Here is a 20,312-nt window from a genome sequence, read left to right as displayed (position 1 = left end):
CGTGTAAGTGCTCGAAGATGCAATTTCGGGCACTCTTGTACGTTGTATAATGTGCTTCTTGCTTACTTTTAGCAAAGAGTATGCATCTAATTATGTGATGCCTTATAGAAAGCGACACTTCTTTACTAGTAAAAAAGAAAAAACTATATAGAAAGCATCAGCCGCCAAAATTGCATCTTTGGCGGCTTTTATCCAGGTAAGAAGCCCGCTATTCTTTCGTCCCAAAAAGCTCCAAATGTACTTCGTGTACTTTTGCATTTGGAGCAGGGCGGATGAATAACCACCATACGATTACCGAAAAAACTGTGTAGGGATGCGACAAAGTCGCATCCCTACACAACCAGACATCTCGATAATGGTATAGTAGTCGTTCAATCCAAAGCAAGCCAAATGCAACTAAACACGTAGCACAATGTTATTTGCTGGTTATGTTTGATTAATCAACAGGCGTGATACAGAGTAATAAAAAAAAGACTCCTAAAAAGGAGTCCGAAATTCTAAATGGTATTATTTAGTTTTTTCTTTTTTTTCTTCTTTTGGTTCTTCCAAGAATATATCAAGTGCTGATTTCAAATCTTCATCTTCAACTTTTACATCAGCATCTTTCATGATCTTAGCTATTTTCGGGATAATTGTACTTTGATCTGCCTTCTCAAGTTGTATTTCTTTAGTGAGTTTTTCTTTCTCTTCTTTAGTCATTTTCTTAGCTTCGATGTCACGTTTTTCTGTGACTTTAATTATATGGAATCCGTGTTCCGATTTAACCGGCTCACTGATTGCGTTTACTTCAAGTGCATATGCACCTTCCCAGAATTCTTTGACCATTTTACCGTAGCCAAACCACCCAAGATCCCCACCGGATTCTTTTGCAGCCGGTTCAGTCGAATACTTTTTCGCAACTTCAGCAAAATCAGCTCCGCCTTCGAGTTCCTTTTTGACTTTAAGGGCAGTCTCTTCATCAGCAACTAGGACGTGTTTTGCATTCAATTCTGTAGCCATCATTTTAACGCGTTCTTCGATTTCCTTATCTGTTACTTCAACGCCATCAGTAAGAGCAGCTTCTTGTAACAAATTGATACGAAGGATTTTTTTCAAGCTATCTTCAGTGTGACCTTGTTGAGCGACATAAGCGTCGAAACCTTCGCCTAATTGTTCTTTCATATCATTGACTACTGTATCAACTTGCTTATCAGAAATTTTATATTTAGCATCAAGTACTTTTTCCAGGACGAGTAGTTGTAATGTTTGTTCACCCTGCGCATCCTTCATTTCGTTATAAAGTTCACTTTGTGTTACATTTCCGGCTTTTGATTTGACAAGTACTTCATCGCCGGCATTCTTGTCGCTGCACGCTGAAAGTGCAAGTACAGATGCGGCCATTGTAAGTGCTAAAATAGTTTTTTTCATTTTGAAATCTCCCCTAACTTTTATGTGCAACAGTAGACATTATAACATATAAACAATTCTAAAACAAAAAGGTACCGCAAGAATATACTGCCTACAACGGGTCGATTTTTACGCATAGGATACAGAGAGAGAGGGGGTGCTCCTATGAGCGGATACGACCAAGGTTCCAATGGTACTTCGGGATTTGCGTTGATTGTTGTTTTGTTCATTTTATTAATCATTGTCGGTGCAGCCTTCCTGAATTAATTCAAGAAAAGCTCTAAGCGTTAGGCGCTGAGGCTTCGATAATGGAAAAAGTCCATTTCCCGTAAAAAAGGGAATGGACTTTTTTATACTTGTAACAGAATTTCGACGTAAAATGAAACAATTAATATGGTTACAAGAACGTTAACAGTCGTGAATATTTTCTGCTGCTTCTCTTCAGGGATTTCCTTAGATTCGCAAAGTGCATACGTCATTTTATTGATTTGAAACAGATATAATAACGAGAACAGAATTGTAATAATAAGGATCAAATCTATTCCTCCTCTTTAACTTCCCAAGGCAATCATAGCAGAAGTTCCTCTAAAATGAAATTAATTTTCCTCTGCGCTAGATACCATTTTTTTTACTTCTTCATTACTCTTCGTAGGACCTATAGCAATCATTTCACCAGTGGAGTCATCGTATGACTCTTTGATTTTTTCAAAACCACGTTCAAATATTTCCATGAAATCTTCCCCATAGATGTTTCGAACAACGGACATAACTTCGAGGAATTCTGGGAACTTTCCGTAAAGGTCTTTAATAGGGAGTGAACCCTCTAAAATATCATGTTTAGAATCATAGTAGTTCATATTCATCTCGAGTAGCAGTTTCTCCCCTGCCTCTGTAACTTCAACATATGTATTTCTTCTATCATCGTCTTTTTTATAAAATCGTAAATACTCGCGTTCTTCCAGTTTCTTCGAAAAGTTGAATGCCGTCGAAACATGCATGACTCCGAATTTAGCGATGTCAGAAATAGTGGCACCTTGAAGATGGTAAGAAATCCATAAAATGTGATGCTCATTAATATTCAAGTCATAAGGTTTTATCCATTGCTGCCAATCTTTTTCTACCGCTTTCCAAAGTGCTTTTGACATCTGTGCAACCCTTTGACTGAAAATCATTGCTTCTTTCGGAGAGTACTTTTGATCTGACATTGGAAACACCTTCTCTCTATATTTTTCCGCTTCTTTTATTATAGCAGGAAAGCAAAGAAGAGAAAAGTAAAGATTGCGAAAAAAGCTTTTGATTCAATAATGGTAGAGAAGATAAACTTTCATGAAAATAAGGAATGCGACCGTATTCACTAGTTAAAACCTATATAGTATAGGCTTTTTGTAGAGAGTTGACGCATTCCTTAATGGTAGGTTGTATTTACTTTTAAATTATCTCGTATTAACGGTCTGTAATACTCCTACTAAATGGAGATTAATTTCATCTTTGCTGTTTTGCGAAGTTCTGTTCAAGTTCTTCAATAGCGGTTTGGATTGCTGCAATTTCTTTTTCCATGCGTTCCCGATTAGGTTCAGTTGAATGTTGCCACTGTTCTACTGAACCTTTAATGTCATCAATTGTTGTTGGAACAGTTTCTTTCGCTTCTTTTGTAAGATGGGCAATGGACTCTTTAAGATCATCGACTTTTACCTTTACATCTTTGAACAAAAATTTCATGTCGCTTGAAGCATCCTTGACTGATGTCCGAAGTTGGCTACCCGATTGGGGAGTCGAATACAATACTGTAACAGCGGCCGCAACTGAACCAGCCGCGAGTCCGATGAAAAATGTAGAAGCTTTCATTATATAATACACTCCTTCTTAGTTATGAATAGTATTCCTTACTCTAGTTTTATTAAAACATTTAAAAAGTACTTGAGCAATAAAAACAAGCGCAAGCGGCCTGTTCAGACGCGACTGGGTATCAAAAAAAAGCTCTCCTCTTGGAGACGGAAAGCTTTCACTATAATTTTAATTAGAAAATGCAGTTTTAAACGAGGATCTCTTAACCAAACCTTTAACAATCGGATAGATCAAGAAAAATGCAATTCCGTTCATGGCAACAGCTGGAAGTACAACCCCTAAGAATAAACCACCGAACGGTAAATCGACTCCAAGAATGAAAATGGCGATTGAAAGGAAGATAGTTCCTGACAATACAGTTCCAATACCTGCAACAACAGTGGAAGCGATCAAGTTACCTGTAATTTTTTTCAGTGAAATGATAATTGCATAGATTACAAATGCAGTAATGAACTTATCAATCACATTGGGGATGAAGCCCCCGGGAAAGTTTGAAAAAATACCTGAAATAATACCTGTTGTTCCAGCAAGTAAAAATACATTGCGTACTTCAGGGAACAGGAATATGCTGATAAACATCATTGTCAGCATGAAATCGGGTTTCATACCGCCAGTAATTGGTGGAATTATTAGGTACAATGCAGCACCTACAGCAGTTAATAATGACATTAATACAAGACTTTTCGTATTCATTTCTCATCTCTCCTCGGCTCATCTGTTTTTTTGAGTTTTTCCTGACGTATCCTCATGATCGACAGCGAAAAACTTATTATGAATCTTACACGGTATTCAGATAATTTGCAAGCTTATTGTTCTAACTTTAGTCGAATTCCAGCTGCAATCTCCTGAATTCGTTCCACATTTGTTTCAGATTCCTTTGTTTCAAAAGTTGGTTGGAATCCGTCGGTTTCATCATAGCGAGGGATGAAGTGCAGATGGGAGTGGAATACGGCTTGCCCCGCAAATGCGCCATTGTTTTGCAATAAATTCATTCCGGCTGGTTTGAATTCATCTTTCAGCGCATTGGCAATTTTGGGTACGACGGAAAATAGTTGGGCTGCTTCTTCAGCAGTTAAATCATAGATGTTTTCACGATGTGTCTTCGGGATGAGAAGGACATGGCCTGTAGTTACAGGCATAATATCCATGAAGGCGAGTACATGCTCATCTTCATAAACTTTTACGCTAGGGATCGTTCCTTCAATGATTTTACAAAAAATACAGTTAGTCATTTGAACACTCCTTTTCATGATTGGGACAAGTGTAGCATAATTTAAGATAGAGGTTGAAATAATGAAGACGGTAAACTTACGTAGGCGCTGCATGTATGGTTGGACCGAACGACCTCTATACCATTACCGCGATATTTTGATGTAGCATCCTTACACACTCTTTCGGTAATTGTATGGTGGTCCTTCATCCGTCGCTCTTCAAAAGCATGGACACACTTGACCCCCTCGGTAAATCTGTTGTGATTATTTTGCCGAAAGTATACCGAAAGTGGTTCAGTAAAAATGAAGGTATTCATGCCCTTTTCACTAGTGATTTATGGCGGAAAGTGGTTATATACAGACGTGATTCAATATTGTTGTATGAAGGAGAAAGCTTTTCAAACCGTTTTTTGCTAAAATGAATTGAAGAATGGAGGATGGATATGGAAATTCTTGAATTACAAGATGTAACAGGCGGTTATACACGTAAACCGGTTCTGTATGATTTATCATTTAACATCGGACATGGTGAGTTAGTGGGTCTGATTGGACTAAATGGGGCGGGGAAAAGTACAACTATTAAACATATTATCGGATTAATGAATCCACATAAGGGAGAAATTCGTGTTAACGGGGTGACATTCAGTGAAGATCCCGAAAAGTATAGGAAGGCGTTCACTTATATTCCTGAAACGCCGATACTCTATGAAGAATTGACGCTGAGGGAACATCTTGAACTAACAGCGATGGCATACGACCTTGATAAAGAAGTGTTTGAAGCACGATCAGATGAGTTACTAAGGGAATTCCGGATGGAGAAACGCCTAAACTGGTTCCCAGCGCATTTTTCAAAAGGCATGCGACAAAAAGTAATGATCATGTGTGCTTTCCTCGTTAATCCATCATTATATATTATCGATGAACCGTTTGTCGGCCTCGATCCAATAGGCATTAAATCACTTTTAGAGCAAATGACGCAGAGAACAGAAAATGGGGCTTCTATTCTCATGTCAACGCATGTATTGGCAACTGCGGAAAAACATTGCGACAGGATCATTTTGCTGCACGAAGGACGGGTGCGAGCAGAAGGGACGATGGATGACTTGAGAAAGGCATTTGGACGTCCTGGCGCATCACTGGATGACTTGTATATTGCGATGACAGAGGAAACTGACAATGAACAATTTGCGTGAAATATGGGGATCCCGGTTCGTCCATTATATAACCGAGCTCCAAAAGTATTTGAAGTATGTATTTACAGGTCATTTGGCAATTGTCCTTGTCTTCACAATCGGGGCGGGGGGCTATACGTATAGCGAATGGCTGAAGGAAGTGCCAGCAGAGTTCCCAGCGGCGCTGCTAACGGCTATCATACTTGGACTAGCGCTGGCCTTTTCGCCGCCAGTGACGCTATTAAAACCTGCGGACACGGTTTATTTCCTGCCACTGGAACAAAAGCTTATTACGTATATGAAACGGGCTTTGAGTTGGAGCTTTTATTCACAATTGCCAGTACCATTTATTTTATTTATTGTTGCGTTGCCGTTACTTTCAGCTACAGGGACCGGATCGAAGATGGAGTACATCGTCATCGCAATTTTGTTGCTGGTCATTAAGCGCGTATTCATTGAGTCGGAATATAATTTCAGACATGCTCTGGATGGCAAGGGGATCTGGCTAGATAGGACCATCCGTTTTTTATTGGCGGGGACCATAATTTATGTCGGTCTTACGGGAAGTCCTCTTATACTTCCAGTTATTGCTGTACTTATTGCTATGTACAACTTGCATTGGCGAAAAAAGAGGATGCTAAAACCGTTTCCTTACGATCATTTCATCTCACTCGAACAGAACCGGATGATGCGTTTTTACCGTTTTGCCAACTACTTCACAGACGTCCCGCATTTGAAAGGATCTGTTAGTAGAAGGGCGTGGCTCGGTTTTGTGATGGGAGCTCCGAACTTCGGCAAGCCTGTTGCACAACTGTATTTAATCAGACGCACATTTATACGAACAGATGATATTTTTTGGCTATGGGTAAGGCTCACTGCTTTATCAGTACTTGGAGCGATTTTCATCCCGTTCCCGATTGTCGTGTTCATTTTCGCAGGGGCGCTTGCATTTGCCTCTGCAGTACAACTTATCCATGCATTGCGGGCGGGGGACGAATTTCGGATGGATAAGCTGTTTCCCGAAAAGGAAGACACCCGTCCAGGTGCAATTAAAAAAATCGTTCGTACAGTCCAATGGATTCAGGCGGCAGTAGTCGTATGTGCTGCACTGTATTTGTACGGGGTTTCTGTAACAACATTCCTTGTCGGGGCTGTCATCCTCATCATCTCTGAGGCTACGATTAGATTGACAGTGGAGAAAAAAGAATATGAATAAGAAAAGTCGTCCCGTTTGCAGTTCACAATTGCAGGCGGGGCGTTTCTTTATAAAATATGACTAAATATAAAAATAGAATATTCCAATAAACCTTGCAACTTATCTCTGAAATTAGATATACTAAATAAAAGGCATCAGGGGTGATAGGGATGGAGAACAATTATTCATATGCCGAGTTTTTAAAAGCCGTAGGGAAAAACAGTTTATCGCTTCAAGCGGAAAAACTGCTGAATGAAATTTATTTGGACCTTTTTTTGAAGCACATACACAGAGAGCAGACAAAGAGTAGGATTCTGGGATTGATTGACCTTGCGCTTGATTGTCGGGATGAAAGCGCATTTCTAATGAATTCAGAAAGACTTGGCAAACTAGAAGAGAATGATTGAAAAATGCAAGGACGCTACATGTTGAATAGACATGCAGCGTTTTTTTCTGTGTGTTTATAGAAAAGGAAATTAGCACGTCTGTTGATTAACCAAAGTAAACAGCAAATAACTTGATCACACACTGGGGGATACGTGCATAGTTGCGTTTGGATTGCTCAGGATTGAATGACTTCTATAATAGTACCGAGTTGTCGCATCCCTACACAGTCTTTTCGGTAATCGTATGATAGTCCTTCATTCGCCCTGCTCCAAAAGCATGAGTACACAAAGTGCTGAAGCTTTTTGGGACGAAAGAATAGCTGGCTTCTTATCTGGGGAAAAGCCGCCAAAGATGCAATTTTGGCGGCTGAAAATTTCTCTATAGTTTTTTCTTTTATTTATTAAAAAAATGTCACTTTCTAGTAGGCATCACAGGAGTACATGCATACTCTTTGCTAGAAGTAAGCAATGACCGCATTGTACAACGTGCAAAAGTGCCCGAAATTGTATCTTCGGGCACTTACACTCACCATAGAATGTCATCTATTCTATTCTTCCAAAACAACTGCATTTTTCTCTTGAACAATGTAGGAACGAGACAGGCAACTATTCGCAACAGTATTATTTCTAGCCACATTTGGACCCTTAGTAAATCTGTCATGAATCGTTAGCCGTAAGCGGGCCGAAAATAGTCCAGTGAAAATGAAGGTCATCAAGCCCTTCTCACCAGTATTTTAAGTAACTAAATGGTTAGTCGGCAAACGTGGGAAATTGGAAAAAACGTACGTTCGCTTTTTGCTCGTCAAAAGATGGGTAAAGTGATAAGATAGATTTAACTGATACTGGAGGTGCTTCCGATGGTCGGAAAATTCAATTTGCAAGCCCCTTTTACACCACAAGGCGATCAACCGTCTGCAATCGCACAACTATTAGAAGGACATAACCGAGGTGAGAAGCACCAAACTTTGCTCGGTGCGACCGGGACTGGAAAAACATTTACCGTTTCAAATGTCTTGACGGAGATTAACAAACCGACACTCGTTATGGCTCACAACAAAACATTAGCGGGTCAATTATATAGTGAATTTAAAGAGTTTTTTCCTGATAATGCAGTTGAATATTTCGTCAGTTTCTATGATTACTATCAGCCAGAAGCGTATATTGCACATACCGACACCTTTATTGAAAAAGACTCAAGCATCAATGACGAAATTGATAAATTGCGTCACTCTGCCACATCTTCGTTATTTGAACGGAATGACGTGCTCATTGTTGCCTCTGTGTCCTGCATTTATGGTCTAGGTTCCCCAGAAGAATACAGTGCACATGTGGTATCTCTCCGTCCGGGAATGGAGATTGGACGCAATGAACTGCTACGTAGATTTGTTGATATTCAATACGAGCGGAATGACGTAAGCTTCACGCGCGGTACGTTCCGGGTACGCGGCGATGTTGTTGAACTATTGCCGGCATCTCAGGATGAAAAATGCTTGCGTATCGAGTTTTTCGGCGATGAAATCGAACGGATTCGCGAAGTGGATTCACTGACAGGTGAAATTCTTGGTGAACGTGAACACGTTGCCATATTCCCGGCATCTCACTTTGTTACTGGTGAAGAAAAAATGGTCAAAGCAATTGAAAATATCGAAATTGAACTGGAAGAACGTTTGAAAGAATTTCGCGCTCAGGACAAACTATTGGAAGCGCAGCGTCTTGAACAACGGACACGCTATGATCTTGAAATGATGCGGGAAATGGGCTTCTGTTCTGGTATCGAAAACTACTCACGCCATTTAACACTCCGTCCTGCCGGGGCGACGCCGTATACGCTGCTTGACTATTTCCCAGATGATTTTCTCGTTATTGTAGATGAAAGTCATGTCTCGCTACCGCAAATACGTGGCATGTATAACGGTGACCAGGCACGGAAAAACGTCCTTGTTGACCATGGTTTCCGTCTACCATCGGCACTCGATAACAGACCGCTGACATTCAAAGAATTCGAAGACCATGTCCACGAAGCGATTTATGTTTCTGCGACACCAGGTCCTTACGAAATCGAGCATACTCCAGAAATGATTCAACAAATTATCCGCCCGACTGGACTCCTAGATCCGACGATTGAAATCCGTCCGATTGAAGGACAGATTGATGATTTGATAGGTCAAATTAGAGAACGAACGAAAAATAATGAACGAGTTCTAATTACGACGTTAACAAAGAAAATGTCCGAAGACTTGACCGATTACTTGAAGGAAATTGGTATTAAAGTTCAATACCTTCATTCTGACATTAAGACACTTGAACGAATTGAGATTTTACGAGAACTGCGAATAGGCACATATGATGTCCTAGTGGGGATTAACCTCTTAAGGGAAGGGATAGATATTCCCGAAGTTTCGCTTGTTGTGATCTTGGATGCAGATAAAGAAGGATTTCTTCGTTCAGAGCGGGCACTTATTCAGACGATGGGCCGTGCTGCTCGTAACTCCAATGGACATGTCATTTTATATGCAGATAAGATGACGGACTCCATGGCGAAAGCAATTGGTGAAACGGAGCGACGTCGGGATATTCAACGAAAATATAATGAAGAGCATGGCATAACCCCGACGACAATCAAAAAGGAAATCCGTGATGTGATTCGTGCAACGGCAGTATCAGAAGAAGCGATTTCCTATTTAGAAAAAGTAACACATGGTAAGAAATTGACTAAAGATGAAAAAACAACACTTCTTGTCACTTTGGAAAAAGAGATGAAAGAAGCGGCGAAAGCGCTCGACTTCGAACGAGCTGCCGAACTAAGGGATACAATCATGGAATTGAAGGCTGAAAGGTAGGGTTTTATGAAGAATAAAGAAATCATCATACAAGGCGCAAGAGCGAATAATTTGAAAAACATTAACATAAATATTCCTCGTGACAAATTAGTCGTCATGACAGGACTTTCAGGGTCGGGGAAATCTTCGCTCGCTTTCGATACAATTTACGCGGAAGGGCAGCGGAGGTACGTTGAATCATTATCTTCTTATGCAAGGCAGTTTTTAGGTCAGATGGACAAGCCGGATGTGGATGTCATTGAAGGACTATCGCCGGCAATTTCAATTGATCAAAAGACGACGAGCCGCAATCCCCGCTCGACCGTAGGAACTGCAACGGAAATATACGACTATCTCCGTCTTCTTTATGCGCGAGTAGGCAAACCAATCTGCCCGATTCACGGAACGGAAATTTCGTCTCAGACGATTGAACAAATGGTTGACCGCCTAATGAAATTACCGGAACGGACGCGTATTCAAGTTCTGGCACCGATTGTATCCGGTCGTAAAGGAACGCATGTAAAATTAATCGAAGATATTAAGAAACAAGGGTATGTACGAATTCGTGTCAACGGGGAAATCATAGACCTCGACGACAATATTGAATTGAACAAAAACAAGAAGCATACGATAGAAGTTGTCATCGACCGGATTGTTATGAAAGAAGATATTGCGGCACGCTTGAGTGACTCTCTTGAATCGGCGCTTCGTCTCGCGGATGGAACTGTGTTGGTTGACGTCATGGACGGGGAAGAACTCTTGTTTAGTGAACATCATGCTTGCCCATTATGCGGTTTTTCAATTGGTGAACTTGAACCGAGAATGTTTTCATTCAACAGTCCATTTGGTGCTTGTCAGGAATGTGATGGGCTGGGGACAAAGCAAGAAGTAGACCCGGAATTAATCATGCCAGATCCAACGCTGTCGTTAAAAGATCATGCGATTGCGCCGTGGGAACCGACAAGTTCGCAATACTATCCGGAACTCTTAAAAACTGTCGCGGATCATTTCGGCATATCCATGGATGTACCGGTAAGTGAATTGCCAGACGATGAACTTGATAAAATATTAAATGGCTCAAATGATGAGAAAATTCGTTTCCGCTACACAAATGAATTTGGTGGCACGCGCGATAGCAATATCTACTTCGAAGGTGTTTTGGCAAATGTAGAGCGTCGCTATAAAGAAACTTCTTCAGATTATATCCGGGAACAGATGGAGAAGTATATGTCACAGCGGCCGTGTCCAACATGTGCTGGGTACCGTTTAAAGGAAGAATCGCTCGCGGTAAAAGTGAATGGCGTCCATGTTGGAAAGGTGACGGAATTGTCCATTACTGAGGCAGACCAGTTTTTCAAAAATCTTGCGCTGTCAGAAAAAGATACACAAATTGCAAAGCTTATATTACGTGAAATTGAAGAGCGTCTCGGATTCCTTATTAATGTTGGACTCGATTATTTGTCGTTATCAAGGGCGGCAGGAACGCTATCTGGCGGGGAAGCACAGCGAATTCGGTTGGCAACTCAAATTGGTTCAAGACTGACAGGCGTTCTTTATATTTTAGATGAACCATCTATTGGACTTCATCAGCGGGATAATGATCGGCTCATCGGTACGTTGAAAAGTATGCGCGACATCGGCAATACATTGATTGTTGTTGAGCATGATGAAGATACGATGATGGCTGCCGATTATTTAATTGATATCGGACCTGGTGCGGGTGTTGCGGGGGGAGAAATCGTTTCTGCAGGTACACCTGAAAAAGTAATGAATGACCCTAATTCGCTGACGGGTCAATATTTGAGTGGCAAGAAATTCATCCCACTGCCATTGGAAAGACGCAAACTAGATGGACGAAAAATCGTCATTAAAGGTGCATCTGAAAATAATTTAAAAAATGTAAATGTAGATATTCCGCTTGGCCAATTCATAGCTGTGACAGGCGTTTCAGGATCGGGGAAAAGTACGCTTATTAATCAAGTACTTTACAAAGTACTCGCTCAGAAATTGAATCGTTCTAAGCAGAAACCGGGGCAATATAAATCTGCTATAGGGCTTGAAGAGCTTGAAAAGGTCATTGAAATCGACCAGTCCCCAATTGGACGGACGCCGAGATCCAATCCCGCGACCTATACAGGCATGTTTGATGATGTGCGAGATATGTTTGCTTCTACGAACGAAGCTAAAGTCCGCGGTTATAAAAAAGGGCGCTTCAGCTTTAACGTTAAGGGGGGGCGTTGTGAGGCTTGTCGTGGCGATGGAATCATTAAAATCGAAATGCACTTCTTACCGGACGTCTATGTACCTTGTGAAGTTTGTCATGGGAAACGATATAATCGAGAAACCCTCGAAGTAACTTATAAAGGGAAAAACATTGCGGACGTACTTGCTATGACAGTAGACGATGCGCTCGTGTTTTTTGAAAATATACCGAAAATTAGCCGTAAGCTCCAAACGATTGTTGATGTTGGCCTAGGTTATATTAATCTGGGACAGCCGGCAACGACATTATCAGGCGGTGAAGCGCAGCGGGTGAAACTTGCTTCTGAGCTGCACAAACGCTCCAATGGAAAGTCGTTTTATATTCTTGACGAACCGACGACAGGTCTTCATGTCCATGATATTGCCAAATTACTTATCGTATTGCAGCGCCTTGTCGATACGGGGAATACGGTACTCGTTATCGAACATAATTTGGATGTCATTAAAACTGTCGATTACATTATCGATATAGGGCCTGAGGGTGGTGATAAAGGCGGGCAAATTATAGCGACAGGTACGCCTGAAAAAGTGGCGGAATCCACAGTTTCATATACAGGTTATTATTTAAAACCAGTTCTTGAGCGTGAACGAAAACGAATGAAAATGATGATTGAAGATGCAGAAAAAGTTTCGAAATGAAACCTTTTCCACACCCACTCGTATATATAGTTAGTAATAAAATAATGGAGAAATCCGGATCACCACAATACTAGGAGGCGTAATGATGCAAAATGAACGGAAACGGATTTTAGCAATGCTGGAAAACGGTACGATCACGACCGAGGAAGCATTGACACTTCTAGAAACAGTAGGGAAAACTGGTCAAGTGGAAAAAAACACTGAGGCTAAACAGACCACTGTAGCGGCACCAGATTTGGAAAAACAATATAGTGAACCAAAACAACAAGAAAAAGTGGATCCATTCGAAAAGGCTGAGCCAATTATCGAAGACAAGGATCAAGATCAGCCTTCCATGGATGAATTCCTTGAAGATTTGACTAAGGACTTTACGAACGTTGGAGACAGATTCATGCAATTCATGCAGACGGCTGTTCAAAAAGTGAAATCATTCGAATTTGATTCGCCATTTGGCAATACAGTTACGTTCGATCATACAATCACTAAGCCCGCAACCGAAATCGACGAAGTCATCATCGATATCGACAACGGTAAAGTGACAATCCATACCGGTGAAACAGAAGAAGTACGAGCAGATTTTACGGTGAAAACCTATAATAGTGAATCAGAAGAAAAAGCGAAAAAAGATTTTCTTGATAAGCTACTGTTCGTTAATGACGAAGGGAAAATTAGAATTTCAAGCGATTTGAAAATGGTTCAAGTAAATGTTGAATTATTCATTCCGAAAAAGGATTACGCGAGAATTTCCGCACGTTTGTTGAACGGCTCATTTAAAATGAAAGATGCAACGGCTGAAAAGGTAAAAGTGAAGACTGCAAACGGGAAAATTGAAATCGCTGGATTGACGTTCAAAAATGGTGAATTCGAAACCGTTAATGGCTCAATCGGTCTGAACGGTGTAACTGCTACTACAATTGAAGCAGAAACGTTGAACGGGCGCGTGTACATCGATGGTGCTGTGAAAGATGTGGAGGCACAATCATTAAACGGACATGTCGTGGTTACAACGACAGATCCGGCAGCAGAGAAAATCGAAGCAAAAACGATAAGCGGTACAGTTGAAATTTACATTCCAGCAGGCGTTGCTCTATCAGGGGAAATTGCGTCCAATATGGGGCGATTGGACTTGAAGCTTGATGATGTCGATCGGACTATTGAGCAGGAACAATTGCTACATCGGACAATCCGTTTTAAAAAGGACGTTGAAGGAAATTCATCACCACTACAAATTTTTGGTGAAGCGAAAACGGGCTCTGTTCTCGTTTGTTATAACGCTAAAAAAGAATAAAGAAATAAAAGGACTGTTGCTACACCGGAATCGGTGTAGCAACAGTCCTTTTTAATTGAAGCTGAATTCCTGCAATAGTCCGTCTGTTGAGTGTTTTCCAACTGTCACGGGGCCATGCCCTGCATCAATCATTGGTGTCGTTAAAATCATCCCCTCCTTATCCCCTACATAGAAAAATAGAGTTTAGTAGTGGACAGGTTCGGCACTAAATCATTTCATTTGAAAATGGGCATGGTAAAATAGGGTATAGACGTTTGGATTATATAGAAAAGGGGCGAGTTAATGTCTTATGTAACAGTAAAGGATGTTCAAGAAAATCTTTTTCTTGAGCTATGCGCAGGAGAAGTGGGGATTGAGCGTCAAATACATACAAGTGATATTTCAAGACCTGGACTTGAAATGGCTGGTTATTTCAATTACTATCTAGCGGATCGCGTTCAACTTTTGGGTAAGACGGAGCTATCATTTTTTGCCAATTTAACCGAAGTGGAACGGATAGATCGGATGAAAAGACTTTGTTCAGAAACCACGCCGGCCATCATTGTGGCACATGAAATGGAAGTGCCGATTGAATTGATTGAGGCCGCCAAAAGTCAAGGTATTCCTGTCTTGAAATCGGATGTTCCGACGACACGATTTTCGGGTATGCTAACGAATTATCTTAGCGGCAGGCTTGCACCAATGACAGCCATTCATGGGGTACTTGTAGACGTTTATGGAATAGGGATACTGATCACGGGCAAGAGCGGTGTGGGGAAAAGTGAAACAGCTCTTGAGCTTGTGAAAAGGGGTCATCGACTTGTGGCTGATGACCTTGTGGAAATTAGACAGGTAGCTAAAAATGTATTGATTGGAAATGCACCAAAATTACTTGAACATATGCTTGAAATCCGTGGAGTCGGGATTGTTGATATGATGACATTGTTCGGAGCCAGTGCCGTGAAGAGTGATAAACGAATTTTAATTATTATCGATCTTGAATTTTGGGACCAGGATAAGATTTATGACCGACTAGGTATTGATGAAGAGAAGATGAAAATAATGGATTCGGAATTGACGAAACTAACTGTGCCGGTAAGACCAGGACGTAACTTGTCTGTCATTATTGAAGTTGCAGCAATGGATTACCGCATGAAGAAGCTTGGTGTTAATGCAGCAGAGGAGTTTACGAAAAAACTTGCTGCTGAAATTAAAGTGAATCGAAAGTAAATGTTTGATGGAGAAAGGATAGGTTGATACATGTTTAATGTACTGGCAATAAACCCGATTGCGATTTCATTAGGTCCGCTGGAAGTTAGGTGGTATGGGATTTTAATCGCACTGGGGATTGTACTCGCATTTATTGTTGTTCAAAAGGAAATGGTGAAGCGCGGAATGCATCCGGACTTTTTGACGGATCTGCTTATTTGGGCTGTTCCAATCGCGATCATTAGTGCGCGAATCTACTATGTTATTTTCTCGTGGGATTATTATAAAGACCATCCGGCACAAATTATTCAAATTTGGGAGGGCGGTATCGCTATCCATGGTGCATTAATTGGTGCCTTCATTACGACGTACTTCTTCACGAAAAAGAGAGGTATTTCATTCTGGAAAGTGGTTGATATTGCAGCAGCTGGACTACTGATTGGCCAAATTATTGGTCGATGGGGCAATTTCATGAATCAGGAAGCGCACGGAGGTCCTGTTTCAGAAAAGTTCATTGAAACAACAATTATTCCTGATTGGATTATGAATCAGATGACGATTGAAGGTGTGACGTATCATCCGACATTCCTTTATGAATCCATGTGGAATATTGTGGGGCTTATTATCATTATCTGGTTGCGCAAGGTGAGCTTGAAGCGTGGCGAAATGTTTCTATTTTACCTTGTCTGGTATTCTGCTGGGCGCTTCTTCATCGAAGGGATGCGAACAGACAGTTTATATGTCATCGGTGAACTACGGGCGGCGCAGCTAGTATCGGTCATCACAATCATTGTGGCAATCGTGGTATTCATAGTGAGAAGATATGTTCAAAAAGTAAATGTGAACTATAAAGATAAATAAAAAGGGGTTTAGGGAATGGGGACGCTTCAAAAGGGGTTAAAGGCGGGACTTCTGACAACGTGGACGCTGGGGAAAATCATCTTTCCAATCACAGTACTCGTCGTCATTTTACAGCATACACCGGTGTTACCATGGCTTATTAAACTGGTTGCACCGTTTATGGGGATATTCGGTCTTAGTGGAGAAGCAGCGATTCCGTTAGTACTTGGTAATACGCTCAATTTGTATGCTGCAATCGCGGGTATTTTATCGTTGGAAATGACTGTGAAGGAAGTATTCATCATTGCTGTCATGCTGTCATTTTCGCATAATATATTCATTGAAACAGGTGTTGCACTGAAAGTCGGTGTGAAACTGTGGATCGTGATTGTTGTTCGGTATGGGCTAGCTATACTGTCAGGTATCGTCATCAATTTGTTATGGAAAGGCGGAGGGGAGACGGCGCGCTACGGTATGGCTCCGCAAATTACAGCTGTACCAGATGGATGGTTGGAAATTGGATTGCTTGGCGTACAGAAAGCATCATTCGGCGTCTTACAACTTGCCTTAATCGTCATACCGTTAATGATTTTTGTCCAGTTATTGAAGGATCGTCATTATTTGCAGAAGTTTTCAGAGAAAGTTGCACCATTTACAAAAGTAATTGGTGTACAACCGAATGCTTCGACAACGCTTGTCGCAGGTCTCGTTATCGGCCTCGCTTATGGTGCCGGCGTTATGATTCAGGCTGTACAAGAGGATGGTGTGAGCAAGAAGGACGCAACACTAGCATTCATCTTCCTCGTTGCTTGTCACGCAGTTATAGAAGATACACTGATCTTTATCCCACTTGGCATTCCAATTCTGCCATTACTGATTATCAGGGTCGTAACAGCCTTCGTGCTGACGATCATTGTCGCGTATGTCTGGAAACGGGCTGAGCAACAGAAAAAGAAGGAGGTTCCGGTTGCAGATGGCTAAACCAATTACTACACTACTATTTGATTTTGACGGAACATTACTGGATACGAATGAATTGATCATCCAGACATTCCAGTTTGTCCTTGAAAAAAACTACCCTGGGAAATATGAACGACTCGATATACTACCGTTTCTAGGACCAACATTACATGAGTCATTTGGTTCGATTGATCCTAAAAATACAGAAGCACTTATTGGAGAATATAGAGCGTGGAATAAATCGATGCATGATGAACTTTCTAGCGAGTTCGATGGTGTGTCTGAAACGATGAAGTTGTTGAAGGCAGCGGGCATGAAGATGGCGATTGTCTCTACAAAGAGAAAAGATATGGTGATGAAGGGGTTAGGCCTTCTTGATGTGGAGGGGGTCTTTGACGTTATCGTTGCGATGGAGGATGTTACGAAAACGAAGCCAGATCCAGAACCGATTTTACTAGCGCTTGAACGATTAGGAGCTACCGCGGATGAAGCCCTTATGATCGGTGATAACTACCATGATATAGAAGGTGGAAAAAATGCGGGTGTTCGTACGGCGGGTGTTGCATGGTCCGCAAAAGGGGAAGCCTTTTTACAAACATTCAATCCAGATTACATGTTGCAGCATATTTCGGAACTATTACAACTGGTCAAAGGTGAAAAAGGTTGAGACGTACTGAAAGACATTTAGTAAGTGGAGATGCAAATTCACTTTGGCATATTTACAAGACGGTCCCTTTTTTGAAAGTGGCAAAAAACTTTGTTGTTATCCAACTATCGAGGTATACACCTTTCATCCCGCTGAAGAATTTTTTGTTCCGTACGTTTTTGAAAATGGAAGTCGGGAATAAGACGTCTTTCGCCCTAATGGTGATGCCTGATGTCATGTTTCCGGAGCGGATAAAAGTAGGCGACAATTCAATCATTGGCTTCAATACGACAATTCTTGCGCATGAATACTTAATAGATGAGTATCGTATAGGAGATGTCATAATTGGAAAGAACGTATTAATTGGAGCAAATACGACAATTCTTCCCGGAGTAGAAATAGGAGATGGGGCAATTGTTTCCGCTGCTTCCCTCGTAAACCGTGATATCCCACCGGGTGTTTTTGCTGGTGGCAATCCAGTTAAAATCATTTTTACGCAAGAGCAGATGATTGAACGACAAAAAAAAAATGAAAACGGATAGTGCCGATGTATCTTATGGTATAATGGGGGATAATACGAGAAGGAACGTGCTTTGCGTTCCTTCTTATTTTTTCGGGGGAATATGATTGGATAAACTACGTAAGAAGCACGATAAAAAAATTATTTCGTTCATTCCAGACGGTGAATTTTATTATAATAAAGCGATTCAGGCGATGCAACGCGATCGTTTTGAAGATGCACAGCGGTATTTAAAAAGAGCGTCAGAGCTTAGCCCTGAAGATTGGAAAATACTCATGGAGTATGGCGTGCTCGTTATGGAAGAGGGACGTTTTGAGGAAGCGCATGAACTGCTAATGACAGCAAACTCACTCGCACCTACGGAAGAGGAAATTATATTTTACTTGGCTGAAATACACGCTCATCTTGGTATGCTACGGGATGCAAAAATGTATGCAGAAAAATATATATTAATAGATCCCGATGGTCCATTTGCTGATGATTCAATGGAAATCATTGATTTCGCGGAACAGGAAGAGTCATTTAATGATGATGAAATGCCGGACGGCGAAGTGTATTTTTTACAGGAAAAAGCACGAAGACTTATGGAGTCGGGTGATTTCAAGGGAGCCGTGGAATTGCTTGAGTCGATTATTGTCGATTATCCGGAATTTTGGGCAGCTTACAATAATTTAGCGCTCGCCTATTTTTATATCGGGGAAAACGACCAGGCCAGTAAGTTACTTCATGATGTGTTAAAACGTAATAAAGGAAATATCCATGCACTTTGTAATCTTGCGGTCTTTTATTATTACGAAAAAAAGGAAGAGGAATTAGAATCTCTACTTGCTTTACTCGTGAAGATTAAACCGTATCAATTTGAAAATCGCTATAAACTCGGCGCGACATTTGCGCTTATTGGCAGACATAAAGAAGCCTATAATTGGCTCAGAAGTCTACAAAAGAGAGGGTTTGAAGGGGATACAGGCTACTACTTCTGGCTGTCGCATTCCGCTTATTTCTCTGGACAAGAAAAAGTGGCGAGAGAAGCCTATGCAACACTGATTGAACTGGATCCTTCGAAGGCTGGTTACGAACCGTGGAAAGATGTCCAAGAGATTATCACATCTGACTCACTCGAGCAGGATCGGGAGTTTCTCCTGAATAAGATTACCAACGCCTACAGAAGTGAAAGGATGTTTGGGTATTATCTTCTTGGAAAGTCGGGTCATAAGCAAGAAATCATCTCACATCCATCTTATATTGAAATCGAAAAATTAAGTGACTATGAGCGACTTTTTTTGGCAAGTGGTCTCGATTATGAGTTCATGCCAGAAACCAACTTTGATAAGTCATTTATGCGGGCGCTTGAAACGACGGACTTGCTTTACAATAAATATTGTCCGCTTGATAAACAAGCATCTCATCTGTTTCAAATGTGGTTCACCCTATGCGAGACTGCATTAAGTCGTTCATATTTGTTTAGAAACCCGGCGGCACTTGCAGCCGCAGCAGATTATATGTTCCAGTCATCCCGTTATCCGGATGTAACGAAAACAGCGATTGCCAAGGAATTCGGTGTATCAGTCCCAACACTGACAAAATACGTCGGAGAATTGATTGAGTATTTACCACAATTTGATGCCTAAGGGCCTACCGTACGCGGCGTACTAAGGCTAGGTTCCTTGAAAGTAATCCAGCTATGTGGCAAAGAGAGCGCCACGTCGCTGGATTACTTATGCCTGTCGGGGGCCTACAGGATGTAGGTCATGCAGCTGGGAGGGATTGAACTACATCCCTCCTTGTTGCCACAGGAAGTGGCGTACTTAAGCTGCATTCCTTTTAGGCGCGTTGCGCTTTTCTTGGTGTCTAGCTCCAGGCGCCAACTCCTCGGGTCATAAGTCGTTTTGCTGTGGGGGCTGAAGTACGCCTCCTCGCAAACCGTCTTATGCCTGTCGGAGCTGAACGGCGCCTTA

The 20,312-nt window shown here is 41.4% G+C and carries 19 protein-coding genes; 13 read left to right on the top strand and 6 right to left on the bottom strand.

Annotated features, from left to right (window positions below):
* Positions 1-507: 507 nt before the first annotated feature.
* Positions 508-1,407 (bottom strand): peptidylprolyl isomerase, encoded by a 900-nt coding sequence (locus I2484_RS16805; protein ID WP_207152215.1) that lies wholly within the window; start codon positions 1,405-1,407, stop codon positions 508-510.
* Positions 1,408-1,551: 144 nt separating this feature from the next.
* On the opposite strand from I2484_RS16805, the gene I2484_RS16800 reads away from it, so the two are divergent.
* The gene (locus I2484_RS16800; RefSeq protein WP_207152213.1) at positions 1,552-1,653 is read left to right on the top strand and encodes a YjcZ family sporulation protein; all 102 of its coding nucleotides are present in this window, start codon (positions 1,552-1,554) and stop codon (positions 1,651-1,653) included.
* A gap of 83 nt (positions 1,654-1,736) precedes the next feature.
* Here I2484_RS16800 and I2484_RS16795 read toward each other — a convergent pair whose 3' ends face one another.
* The 5 genes from I2484_RS16795 to I2484_RS16775 all read right to left on the bottom strand — a co-directional run bounded on the left by I2484_RS16795 (position 1,737) and on the right by I2484_RS16775 (position 4,463).
* Positions 1,737-1,922, bottom strand: a complete 186-nt coding sequence (locus I2484_RS16795) for a hypothetical protein (protein ID WP_186672118.1) — start codon at positions 1,920-1,922, stop codon at positions 1,737-1,739.
* A 60-nt stretch (positions 1,923-1,982) separates the two neighbouring features.
* Positions 1,983-2,591, bottom strand: coding sequence for an HTH-type transcriptional regulator Hpr (locus I2484_RS16790; protein WP_207152212.1), 609 nt, complete (start codon positions 2,589-2,591; stop codon positions 1,983-1,985).
* A gap of 277 nt (positions 2,592-2,868) precedes the next feature.
* On the bottom strand, positions 2,869-3,231 hold the full coding sequence (locus I2484_RS16785) for a YtxH domain-containing protein (protein WP_207152210.1): 363 nt from the start codon (positions 3,229-3,231) through the stop codon (positions 2,869-2,871).
* 168 nt (positions 3,232-3,399) lie between these two features.
* Entirely contained in the window at positions 3,400-3,924 is a 525-nt protein-coding gene (locus tag I2484_RS16780) for a tryptophan transporter (RefSeq protein ID WP_207152208.1), read from the bottom strand.
* 113 nt (positions 3,925-4,037) lie between these two features.
* Complete coding sequence (locus I2484_RS16775) at positions 4,038-4,463, bottom strand: HIT family protein (RefSeq protein ID WP_207152206.1); 426 nt, start codon at positions 4,461-4,463, stop codon at positions 4,038-4,040.
* A 422-nt stretch (positions 4,464-4,885) separates the two neighbouring features.
* Between I2484_RS16775 and I2484_RS16770 the strand changes: the two genes are divergently transcribed.
* From I2484_RS16770 to I2484_RS16715, 12 genes are all read left to right on the top strand, one after another.
* A complete protein-coding gene (locus I2484_RS16770; protein WP_186672108.1) occupies positions 4,886-5,635 on the top strand; it encodes an ABC transporter ATP-binding protein in 750 nt (249 codons plus the stop codon).
* The gene (locus I2484_RS16765; RefSeq protein ID WP_207152205.1) at positions 5,619-6,830 is read left to right on the top strand and encodes an ABC transporter permease; all 1,212 of its coding nucleotides are present in this window, start codon (positions 5,619-5,621) and stop codon (positions 6,828-6,830) included. The genes I2484_RS16770 and I2484_RS16765 overlap by 17 nt, the downstream gene beginning before the upstream one ends.
* 149 nt (positions 6,831-6,979) lie before the next feature.
* A complete protein-coding gene (locus tag I2484_RS16760) occupies positions 6,980-7,216 on the top strand; it encodes an IDEAL domain-containing protein (RefSeq protein ID WP_207152204.1) in 237 nt (78 codons plus the stop codon).
* An 836-nt stretch (positions 7,217-8,052) separates the two neighbouring features.
* Positions 8,053-10,035 (top strand): excinuclease ABC subunit UvrB, encoded by a 1,983-nt coding sequence (gene uvrB / locus I2484_RS16755; protein WP_207152203.1) that lies wholly within the window; start codon positions 8,053-8,055, stop codon positions 10,033-10,035.
* Positions 10,036-10,041: 6 nt separating this feature from the next.
* Positions 10,042-12,915 carry an excinuclease ABC subunit UvrA gene (gene uvrA / locus I2484_RS16750; RefSeq protein ID WP_207152201.1) on the top strand — a complete coding sequence of 958 codons (2,874 nt, stop codon included), beginning with the start codon at positions 10,042-10,044 and terminating at the stop codon, positions 12,913-12,915.
* An 85-nt stretch (positions 12,916-13,000) separates the two neighbouring features.
* Positions 13,001-14,203 (top strand): DUF4097 family beta strand repeat-containing protein, encoded by a 1,203-nt coding sequence (locus tag I2484_RS16745; RefSeq protein WP_207152200.1) that lies wholly within the window; start codon positions 13,001-13,003, stop codon positions 14,201-14,203.
* A 282-nt stretch (positions 14,204-14,485) separates the two neighbouring features.
* Entirely contained in the window at positions 14,486-15,412 is a 927-nt protein-coding gene (gene hprK, locus I2484_RS16740; protein WP_207152199.1) for an HPr(Ser) kinase/phosphatase, read from the top strand.
* Between the two features lie 30 nt (positions 15,413-15,442).
* On the top strand, positions 15,443-16,252 hold the full coding sequence (lgt, locus tag I2484_RS16735) for a prolipoprotein diacylglyceryl transferase (protein ID WP_207152198.1): 810 nt from the start codon (positions 15,443-15,445) through the stop codon (positions 16,250-16,252).
* A 15-nt stretch (positions 16,253-16,267) separates the two neighbouring features.
* Complete coding sequence (locus I2484_RS16730; RefSeq protein ID WP_207152197.1) at positions 16,268-17,212, top strand: nucleoside recognition domain-containing protein; 945 nt, start codon at positions 16,268-16,270, stop codon at positions 17,210-17,212.
* A complete protein-coding gene (gene ppaX / locus I2484_RS16725; RefSeq protein WP_207152196.1) occupies positions 17,205-17,858 on the top strand; it encodes a pyrophosphatase PpaX in 654 nt (217 codons plus the stop codon). The genes I2484_RS16730 and ppaX overlap by 8 nt, the downstream gene beginning before the upstream one ends.
* Positions 17,855-18,379 (top strand): acyltransferase, encoded by a 525-nt coding sequence (locus I2484_RS16720; protein WP_207152195.1) that lies wholly within the window; start codon positions 17,855-17,857, stop codon positions 18,377-18,379. Before ppaX ends, I2484_RS16720 begins: the two co-directional genes overlap by 4 nt.
* Positions 18,380-18,464: 85 nt before the next feature.
* On the top strand, positions 18,465-19,985 hold the full coding sequence (locus I2484_RS16715) for a tetratricopeptide repeat protein (protein WP_207152194.1): 1,521 nt from the start codon (positions 18,465-18,467) through the stop codon (positions 19,983-19,985).
* The last annotated feature ends 327 nt before the right edge of the window (positions 19,986-20,312 follow it).

This window comes from Sporosarcina sp. E16_8 (genome assembly GCF_017347095.1).
Lineage (GTDB): Bacteria > Bacillota > Bacilli > Bacillales_A > Planococcaceae > Sporosarcina.
Note: the sequence above shows the minus strand (reverse complement) of the source record. Positions and strands in the feature narration are given on the sequence as shown.

Bases quoted from the DNA above. Each gene is read 5' to 3' on its own strand.
- I2484_RS16805 (WP_207152215.1), bottom strand. From the start codon at position 1,407: ATGAAAAAAACTATTTTAGCACTTACAATGGCCGCATCTGTACTTGCA.
- I2484_RS16800 (WP_207152213.1), top strand. From the start codon at position 1,552: ATGAGCGGATACGACCAAGGTTCCAATGGTACTTCGGGATTTGCGTTG.
- I2484_RS16790 (WP_207152212.1), bottom strand. From the start codon at position 2,591: ATGTCAGATCAAAAGTACTCTCCGAAAGAAGCAATGATTTTCAGTCAA.
- I2484_RS16785 (WP_207152210.1), bottom strand. From the start codon at position 3,231: ATGAAAGCTTCTACATTTTTCATCGGACTCGCGGCTGGTTCAGTTGCG.
- I2484_RS16780 (WP_207152208.1), bottom strand. From the start codon at position 3,924: ATGAATACGAAAAGTCTTGTATTAATGTCATTATTAACTGCTGTAGGT.
- I2484_RS16775 (WP_207152206.1), bottom strand. From the start codon at position 4,463: ATGACTAACTGTATTTTTTGTAAAATCATTGAAGGAACGATCCCTAGC.
- I2484_RS16770 (WP_186672108.1), top strand. From the start codon at position 4,886: ATGGAAATTCTTGAATTACAAGATGTAACAGGCGGTTATACACGTAAA.
- I2484_RS16765 (WP_207152205.1), top strand. From the start codon at position 5,619: ATGAACAATTTGCGTGAAATATGGGGATCCCGGTTCGTCCATTATATA.
- I2484_RS16760 (WP_207152204.1), top strand. From the start codon at position 6,980: ATGGAGAACAATTATTCATATGCCGAGTTTTTAAAAGCCGTAGGGAAA.
- uvrB (WP_207152203.1), top strand. From the start codon at position 8,053: ATGGTCGGAAAATTCAATTTGCAAGCCCCTTTTACACCACAAGGCGAT.
- uvrA (WP_207152201.1), top strand. From the start codon at position 10,042: ATGAAGAATAAAGAAATCATCATACAAGGCGCAAGAGCGAATAATTTG.
- I2484_RS16745 (WP_207152200.1), top strand. From the start codon at position 13,001: ATGCAAAATGAACGGAAACGGATTTTAGCAATGCTGGAAAACGGTACG.
- hprK (WP_207152199.1), top strand. From the start codon at position 14,486: ATGTCTTATGTAACAGTAAAGGATGTTCAAGAAAATCTTTTTCTTGAG.
- lgt (WP_207152198.1), top strand. From the start codon at position 15,443: ATGTTTAATGTACTGGCAATAAACCCGATTGCGATTTCATTAGGTCCG.
- I2484_RS16730 (WP_207152197.1), top strand. From the start codon at position 16,268: ATGGGGACGCTTCAAAAGGGGTTAAAGGCGGGACTTCTGACAACGTGG.
- ppaX (WP_207152196.1), top strand. From the start codon at position 17,205: ATGGCTAAACCAATTACTACACTACTATTTGATTTTGACGGAACATTA.